Here is a 7568-nt window from a genome sequence, read left to right on the forward strand (position 1 = left end):
CATGCTATGGATACACAATTATCTAAACTTGATAGTGATGTGACATTTGATAAGAAAACGGAAAAAAACCTAAAGCCTTTGTGATATTCTGTAAGTACAGCATGTTAACGTACAATAATTTAATGATAAAAAAACAAAAACATTTTTTAGGAGGAGAAAGTAAAAATGCAAACTATTTCATTAAAACAAGCTAATATCAAGACAACTAGCAAGGCTTTAGGGATTTATCCTAAATCTCTAACACCCGATAACCAATTACCTAAAACAATTGGTATCCAATTATCTAGCAAACAAGCTATAGATTTAGCTACAAAGTTACTCGTTGCTGCACAAGATTGGGACGAAGTAAGAATAACTGCATTTAGAAGGGATAATTCAATAACTATTACTACCAAACAAAGTAAAATATAAGGGTTTTACTGGATGCACAAGCTTCTTCCAGTATAACGCTGTTAAATATCCAAATAAAAACCCAGTGATATCATGCACACGTACTGATGTCACTGGGTTTTTATGAGTGTAACATTCTGTAAGTTTTGTAAAACTCGTTTTCTGTTTTTCATTTTACCTTAATTTGTAAATGATTTATAATTACTTTATTCGGAATAGTCAGATACTATAGTTAAACCATTATTTAATAAGAGGAATTTACAAATGAAATTAACAGGACTAGAACCATTGTATAACAGTATGATTGAACAAAGCCTTCAACGTGTGAAATTTTCAATAACCATTAATAAAGCCGTTTTTAGTATTATTTACATAATAGATTCTACGCCTCATGCACTTGCTATTGGAGTAAGAAATAAAAATCTCTTCTTTGAAGTTGCCGTCAAAAAAGGATTTGTTATTAATCCGTATTTAGGTGACAAATACGGGGCCATTTGTGAAGCACTAGGATTAACTTCAAGTCCTTCACAACCTTTTAGTCCTAAAAAATTTTATGAGGAAATTAACAACAGAATTCCAAATACCACAAGCCCAAGACAGATTCCAAAACCAAGCGACTTTGCACCTTATAGAAAAGATGTAGAAGAACCGGAGAAAATTTACTTTTATGACTGGAGAGACAACACAATAAGGGGTGAAAAAGTTAGACCTAAGAACCTCACTAAAACCAAACAATGGCTGAGTGAAGAGGCATATAAAATGTGCAAAACCTATAATATTAGTAGTTGTTGGACTGCAGATCCAGCTAAAGAAAAAGAATTCACATTACCAAGGTAAGCACTTAAATACAAGGAGAGATCTTATGAAATACGTTCAAGATTGTGAAGACCAAGAAACATATTGTTTCCATGATACAACTTCATCAGATTTGGCAAACCTCTATCGTTATCGAGTACGTTCTCCCTTAATTGAAGCGTGTATTGAGGGCGGTACAATAAATAATACAGAAATCATATCTTTTACCCTGCAAAATGAACGTTATAATTTCACAAGATATTATCTAACATCTTTGATTAAATTTGCTTTTAATATTCAAAGGCGTTTAGGCTATGAAGAAACATATTACATGCCAATTGAATATGGAGAAAATGTTAATCGTCGAGAATATTTTGAAGATACATTAGCATTAGCAAATTCAATTTCTGACGAGATGTTTTATGAAGCGGTTAAAGAAATACAAAATATATACGAGCATACTCAATACATGTTAAAAACATGTAATCTAATAGAAGAAGGAGGATATGTACGAGTCTATCGCTCTTTAAATGCTATTGAATTACCACTAGCCCTTCGACAAATAGAAATAGGTGGTTTAAATAATCCAGAGTTTTCATTTGAAATTGATACAAATATTCTATTATCTGGCGAGTGCCTTCATGATAAATTGGATATAGAGTATAGTCATAAATGGATTAAAGTTTGTGTTAAAGTTCCAGTTGAGGACATTATTATGCATCCGGATTTTATATTAACGAAATATGCTAAAAGAGCTTTTCCAGCTAACAGCTTAAAATGCGAAAATGAGATTTTGTTTGTAAATAGACATCCTAGAGGGAAAATGACATTTAAAACTAAAGATATATATCACATAAACAAAGAGGCTTGTTATGAAAGTATTGAAAAATTGAATCAACATAATGGACACTTGGACATTGCTACTAAACAATATACAAGTCATTATAGGTATATAAATGATGCTACATATTATTTAATGATGGATGCTCAATTTTTAATATTAAACAGCCAATTACAAGATACGCTAGCAAAGTTAAAGCCCCGTTTAAGAAAAAAAGTAATAAAAAGCCTTAATGAATGGGACGCTTAATTTTGACAAATATATATCAATTGTAAACTCTCTAAAAAGTACGCTATATTTATGTATTGAAGAGCAATCTGTAAGGATTAGTTGCTACATATAGTGAGTTTACGCAGAGAAAAGATACAGTCACGAATTATCGTGGCTGTATCTCTTTTTTGAGGAGTGTTCCCACAACACACTCTATACATATAGGCTTTTCTTTTGTATGGTAGAAGCTATTTTGATATGATATATACGTACAAACACTTGCAAAATTACAAACACAACAAAGACAGTCTGGCATAACTGTCTTTGTTGTGTTTTTTCGTAAAAAGAGACGGTCCAAAGTCCGCCTCTTTTATGTTTTCTCTATGATTTTCTTTACTTCTTCAATCGTGAGTTCACTGGCTTGTGCAATGGTTTCTATTGGGACTTGTAAACGATGCATACCGAGAATCATTTGACGTTTCCCTTGCTGAACGCCTTCTTGAATACCTTGTTCTCGCCCTTTATTTAATGCATGTGCGATGCCTGCCGCTTCATCCATTAGAATCTTTTCCCGTGCTTCATACGCTTGACGGAATGAAGCATCTTGACTCATATGTTCCCATTTATCGAGCGCCTTCTGTAACATTGGATCTTGGTTCACTGCAATCGCCTCCAAAATTTGTGTTAAGTGTTCATCTTCATTCGCAGGAAGTAATAGTAACCATCGTACAAAAGAATCTTCCCACGGATTGACCTTTTCTTCTCGCCATTGTTGCATGAGTTTTGGAATTTCTATAAGATGAATTTCAATTTCATCACTTAAAAGTTTCTGTTGTTGGATATTCCACAGTTTCCCCGTCGTATGAAACTCTTCATATTCTTTAAACATAACAAAATTCAATAAATTAATTGTAATGGTTTTATGAAGAGAACTATAGGGTTTTCCTTTTTTTAATTGAGACGCATACAACCGACTCCAGTAATACAAAGAGCGTTTTAGAATGTCATGATGATTATTCATCTGTATTTCTATATTAAGTTTCGTTCCTGTATCTAATGTGGCGGAAACATCGAGAATCGATAACTTATCTTCTTCATGTTCCCTATGCAGATGTGGATCTTCAAATTGAAGCGATTGAATCGGTGATTCTAACGAATCCCTTAACATTGCGTTCAGAAATGTAATGAGAATTTCTTCGCTTCCCGATGTACCAAATAATTGTTTAAATGCAAAATCAATGCGTAAATTCACTAATGATGGATTGGCCATGGATTTCCTCTCCCTGCCTACTACTTTCTTTTCATTGTACCGAAAAAAGGCGGAAACATGCAAACAGGCTCTTATGATTAACATAAGAGCCTCACTGCAGATACATACAATAGATTAAATAACGACCATAAACTGACTTAAAAAACACCTGACAAATTCACAAAAGAAATCATGATTAGTATACATTTTATTTGAAATACATACAAGGAATGGTGAAATACATCGTTTTTTCATCATTGATTTATGATATGATACACTTGCGGATTTTGTTTGGCAACAAGCTATGTAGGGATAATATACGTTTCTCAATCAGCACATTTTCTGAAAGTAGCATGTCTTACTACTCATAAGACAAGCTATATTTATAATGTTCAAATGATACAAGAGGTCTCCAATTCAGGAGACCTTTTTTACATATTTGATATCATATTCCGCTTATTTTTTTACTACTAACCTTCTATTTCACAAGATATTGCTGTAATTCCTTTATTAGAAGTTCCGCACCTTCTGGACTCAGAACAATCTTTCCATTTCCTAATGAAACATTCCTTTCTGAAATGTCGCCTGTTATCACACAAGCTTGTTGAGGTTTATATTTCTGCAAAATGATTTGATCACCTTCCACAAATATTTCCATTGGATCTTTTTCTTCAATGTCCAAAGTTCGTCTAAGTTCCATTGGAATGACAATACGCCCTAATCCATCCAAATTACGAGTAACTCCTGTTGCTTTCTTGAACTACCACCTTTGATTTGTCTTATTTTACCATGATTATCTTAACAAAAAATTCTCAATAAAGGCCTCACCATATCCAAAAAAGAAAATTGTACGTTATCAAGACCTAATATCAAAAAAACTTGTAAAAATAAGCTGTTTTGCATATTGGTCATGTACAATATGTCAAACAGCCTACTAGATAACACGCAATTCAACTAAAGCGTACGTTAATGGAAGGAATATCATTCAAACATTAAGATTTTAGGGTCTTTATCGTAACAGTGAACAAGCATAGCGTGTAATTGTCCCCGATGATGATAAACGTGTGCTAATATCTCTAACAGCCATTCATATCTTGTATAAGTCAAATCCCAATATGAAGTAGTTTGAGATAGGAGTTCTGCCTCGGATAAATTCATATATTTATTTTTTAATGATTCAAAATTGGTAAGGAAACCATCTTTTATTGAGTCTAAGGTTTTATATGCTACTCCTGAATAAAAATTTTCCATTTCTTCTTGCGTTGCTTCTTTTGAAATACGCCAATCAGCTTCACAAATCACTGCCATATGTTCTAATAGTTCCCCGATAGAATGCTTATTAGGTGTTGGTCTTTTTTGTAAATCGTCTTCCTCTAAATTGCCTATTATTTCAATTACTGTTTTTACAGCTACTTCAATTTGGTGTAATACACTTTCACAATTCATAAGTAACCTCCTTGTTAAACTCTACTGCCCTTTAGTTAGAAAAGGGAGGGAAACGGTGTTCCCTTAGATTTTTGTATAAACCTCCGCATAAACAATTTTTAACTGTTCAATTGCTATAGGATAAGCCGGATTCTTATCGGCTGTTATGACACGAGGTTTAGAAACATGCAAAGACCGCAAAGCTTTCTTAAAGAGGTGCTTTGCAGCCTGTTTGTCTCTTGTTTTACTGAGGTAAAAATCAATCGTGTTTCCTTCGGAATCCACGGCACGATACAGGTACATCCATTGCCCTTTTACTTTGATATATGTTTCATCGACTCTCCAGTCATTGGTTTGTTTGAGGTGACGTCGGATTCGTTTGTCCAATTCAGGACCATACTGATGAACCCAACGCATAATCGTTGTATGGGAAATGGATAAACCCCGTTCTTCCATCATTTCCACCAAATCACGAAAACTGAGGTTGTACCGTAGGTACCATCTTACCGTTAACAAAATAATATTAGGTTGGTAATGTTTCCACTTAAATAAATTTTGCAGTTCCATACTGATCACGTCCTTTTTTAGAATATTAGTATCAGTATGTCCAAGTTTAGGAGATTACTTGCAAGCGGCTTCGTTTTTTTGCACCAGAACCTTAAAATGTGCGTGCTACCCCATTTACAACATTAAGCTTGTTCCCACTCTTTTCTTAAAATCCCCATTTTAATTGCATCAAAATATTTACTATCTACCATTCTTGCTTGTCTTATCCTTGCTTCTTCTTTCATCCCCATTTTTTCTGCAACTTTCATCATTCTTATATTTCCTGACCAAGTTGACATTCCTAATCGATGCAACTCAGTAGATCTAAATAGAAAATCAATCCAAAGTTTATAAGCCTCCGCACCATATCCACCGTTCCAGTAATTTTTATCATAAATAACAATACCGGTTTCTAACCAATTAGTATTTTTATCTACCCAATAACAACCTACTGTCCCAATTAATTTATCTTTAACAAAAATAATTAATGTATTAGGTACATTCGGAAAAATCCAATAATCATTCTCCCAACTTTCCATAAAATCTTCTTTTGTTATTTTACGTTCAGGTATATATGGACCATTCCATTTCTTTGCTTCTTGTTCTTTTTCTTCATATTTCCAATAATATAATTCATCAAAATCTCGATAAGTTGCTTCTTTCAATACAATTTTTTGTCCAACAATTTTAATCATAATAACTAAGTTTCCTCCTAAATATCTATTTCATCCATATATTAATATTATCACAAAATTCAAAACTCCTTCCTTAACTAGGAAGCTCTATTAATATAAAAAGAAATCAAATAGCTTTAAAAGTAAACTTTTAGATATTTGTTTACATTTGATAAAGAGAGAATCAAATTCCTCCCTAACATCATCTCATCCCTTTATTAGTCCCAATCAGTTCGCTAAGAAATATGGCAAGCAATTGTTCTAGCCTGTATCCTTTCGATGGAATGGAAATGATATAATCTATCTGAGATAGTAACTCACATCAGGAGGTATATATTGTGCTAAATGAGGATTTAAAGATTATTTTGAATAAGATTGAAGCGTTGGACAATCTTGAAATTGAGCTGGAAGTTGATGACACTGAAATTGAAACTATATCTATTCACCTATTTTCAAGAGAGGAATTTGAAGAAGGACAATTAGGATACAGTGTAGATGAAGAAGATAATTCTTTAACTGGGGATAGTGAAGGTGATTGGAAAGAAACTTGGTATGTAATTGGATACGATGAAAATTTAGGAGACCCGATTTTTGTAGATATTGAAGATAAAAATTACCCTGTAATGACCGCAATGCACGGCGAGGGTGATTGGGAACCAGAAGTAATGTTTTCATCACTAAATGAGTTTTTAAAGTATGTATCAAATTAAAGGGACGAAATATCCGTCCCTTTTTGTTATTTAAACTGCTAATTTAGATGCTAAAAAGTTGTTGTTTGGGCTGAATAGACATCTGATTTTTTATCTTCCCTCCCAAAAGGGAACCCGTTAATAAACACAGGACTCTTTTTTGTTTTTATCAAATGTAAACTTTTAAATATTTGTTTACATTCAAATCCTCTAAAACATTGACTTTATACTAATTCCCCTGACATTCTCAAAATTAACCGAAAAAGTATACATTCAAAACATTATACATAAAGAGATTGAAAGACCTATAGACAATATAAATATCTCATTGAAATTAAAATACTTATACGTAAGACATAATAAATTTTATTTACTTGATTAATACTCTTCCTTTTCTTTTATGTGTTAATAAATGGTAAAAAATGATAGTATCCTATAAAATATTTTCTATACTTATGACTTAACTAAGGAGGTTGTTCTTTGCTGACATTATTAAGAATTGTATTCGGATTAATTAGTTCCTTTTTAGCTATATATAGTTTAATAACTGATACATTTGAATTCATGTCTCTTATGACCTTATTTATGGGGTTAATGTTTTTAATGTTCGGTCTTTCTGATTTAAAAGAAAATCGAAAAGCTTCAGCATATACATTTTTTTTAGCATCAGGATTTATTATATTTGTTGCAATCTATACTTTCATTTTTTTACATGCATATACATAGAAAAAAATGAAAGTTAACATAAC

At 32.5% G+C, this 7568-nt stretch carries 9 protein-coding genes and 1 pseudogene; 5 read left to right on the forward strand and 5 right to left on the reverse strand.

Going from position 1 to position 7568, the window contains the following annotated elements; genetic code table 11:
- The first annotated feature begins 165 nt into the window (after nucleotides 1-165).
- The 3 genes from BPMYX0001_RS24585 (at nucleotide 166) to BPMYX0001_RS24595 (ending at nucleotide 2275) form a co-directional block, all read left to right on the forward strand.
- Nucleotides 166-411, forward strand: coding sequence for a hypothetical protein (locus BPMYX0001_RS24585; RefSeq protein ID WP_033799314.1), 246 nt, complete (start codon nucleotides 166-168; stop codon nucleotides 409-411).
- 243 nt (nucleotides 412-654) lie between these two features.
- Nucleotides 655-1227 carry a DUF6037 family protein gene (locus BPMYX0001_RS24590; protein WP_006096899.1) on the forward strand — a complete coding sequence of 191 codons (573 nt, stop codon included), beginning with the start codon at nucleotides 655-657 and terminating at the stop codon, nucleotides 1225-1227.
- Between the two features lie 25 nt (nucleotides 1228-1252).
- Nucleotides 1253-2275, forward strand: a complete 1023-nt coding sequence (locus tag BPMYX0001_RS24595; protein WP_006096900.1) for a hypothetical protein — start codon at nucleotides 1253-1255, stop codon at nucleotides 2273-2275.
- Nucleotides 2276-2606: 331 nt separating this feature from the next.
- Here BPMYX0001_RS24595 and BPMYX0001_RS24600 read toward each other — a convergent pair whose 3' ends face one another.
- The 5 genes and pseudogenes from BPMYX0001_RS24600 to BPMYX0001_RS24620 all read right to left on the reverse strand — a co-directional run bounded on the left by BPMYX0001_RS24600 (nucleotide 2607) and on the right by BPMYX0001_RS24620 (nucleotide 6151).
- Nucleotides 2607-3506 carry an Rpn family recombination-promoting nuclease/putative transposase gene (locus tag BPMYX0001_RS24600; RefSeq protein WP_006096901.1) on the reverse strand — a complete coding sequence of 300 codons (900 nt, stop codon included), beginning with the start codon at nucleotides 3504-3506 and terminating at the stop codon, nucleotides 2607-2609.
- Between the two features lie 457 nt (nucleotides 3507-3963).
- Nucleotides 3964-4215 (reverse strand): AbrB/MazE/SpoVT family DNA-binding domain-containing protein, encoded by a 252-nt coding sequence (locus BPMYX0001_RS24605; RefSeq protein ID WP_006096902.1) that lies wholly within the window; start codon nucleotides 4213-4215, stop codon nucleotides 3964-3966.
- Nucleotides 4216-4466: 251 nt separating this feature from the next.
- The gene (locus BPMYX0001_RS24610) at nucleotides 4467-4931 is read right to left on the reverse strand and encodes a DinB family protein (RefSeq protein ID WP_006096903.1); all 465 of its coding nucleotides are present in this window, start codon (nucleotides 4929-4931) and stop codon (nucleotides 4467-4469) included.
- 96 nt (nucleotides 4932-5027) lie between these two features.
- Nucleotides 5028-5477: pseudogene (locus tag BPMYX0001_RS24615) on the reverse strand (IS6 family transposase); the annotation flags it as partial.
- A gap of 122 nt (nucleotides 5478-5599) precedes the next feature.
- Entirely contained in the window at nucleotides 5600-6151 is a 552-nt protein-coding gene (locus BPMYX0001_RS24620) for a GNAT family N-acetyltransferase (RefSeq protein WP_006096905.1), read from the reverse strand.
- A gap of 317 nt (nucleotides 6152-6468) precedes the next feature.
- On the opposite strand from BPMYX0001_RS24620, the gene BPMYX0001_RS24625 reads away from it, so the two are divergent.
- Both BPMYX0001_RS24625 and BPMYX0001_RS24630 read left to right on the forward strand, forming a co-directional pair.
- Nucleotides 6469-6840, forward strand: coding sequence for a hypothetical protein (locus BPMYX0001_RS24625; RefSeq protein ID WP_006096906.1), 372 nt, complete (start codon nucleotides 6469-6471; stop codon nucleotides 6838-6840).
- Between the two features lie 459 nt (nucleotides 6841-7299).
- The gene (locus BPMYX0001_RS24630) at nucleotides 7300-7545 is read left to right on the forward strand and encodes a YczI family protein (protein ID WP_033799316.1); all 246 of its coding nucleotides are present in this window, start codon (nucleotides 7300-7302) and stop codon (nucleotides 7543-7545) included.
- Nucleotides 7546-7568 lie beyond the last annotated feature (23 nt).

Source organism: Bacillus pseudomycoides DSM 12442 (assembly GCF_000161455.1).
Lineage (GTDB): Bacteria > Bacillota > Bacilli > Bacillales > Bacillaceae_G > Bacillus_A > Bacillus_A pseudomycoides.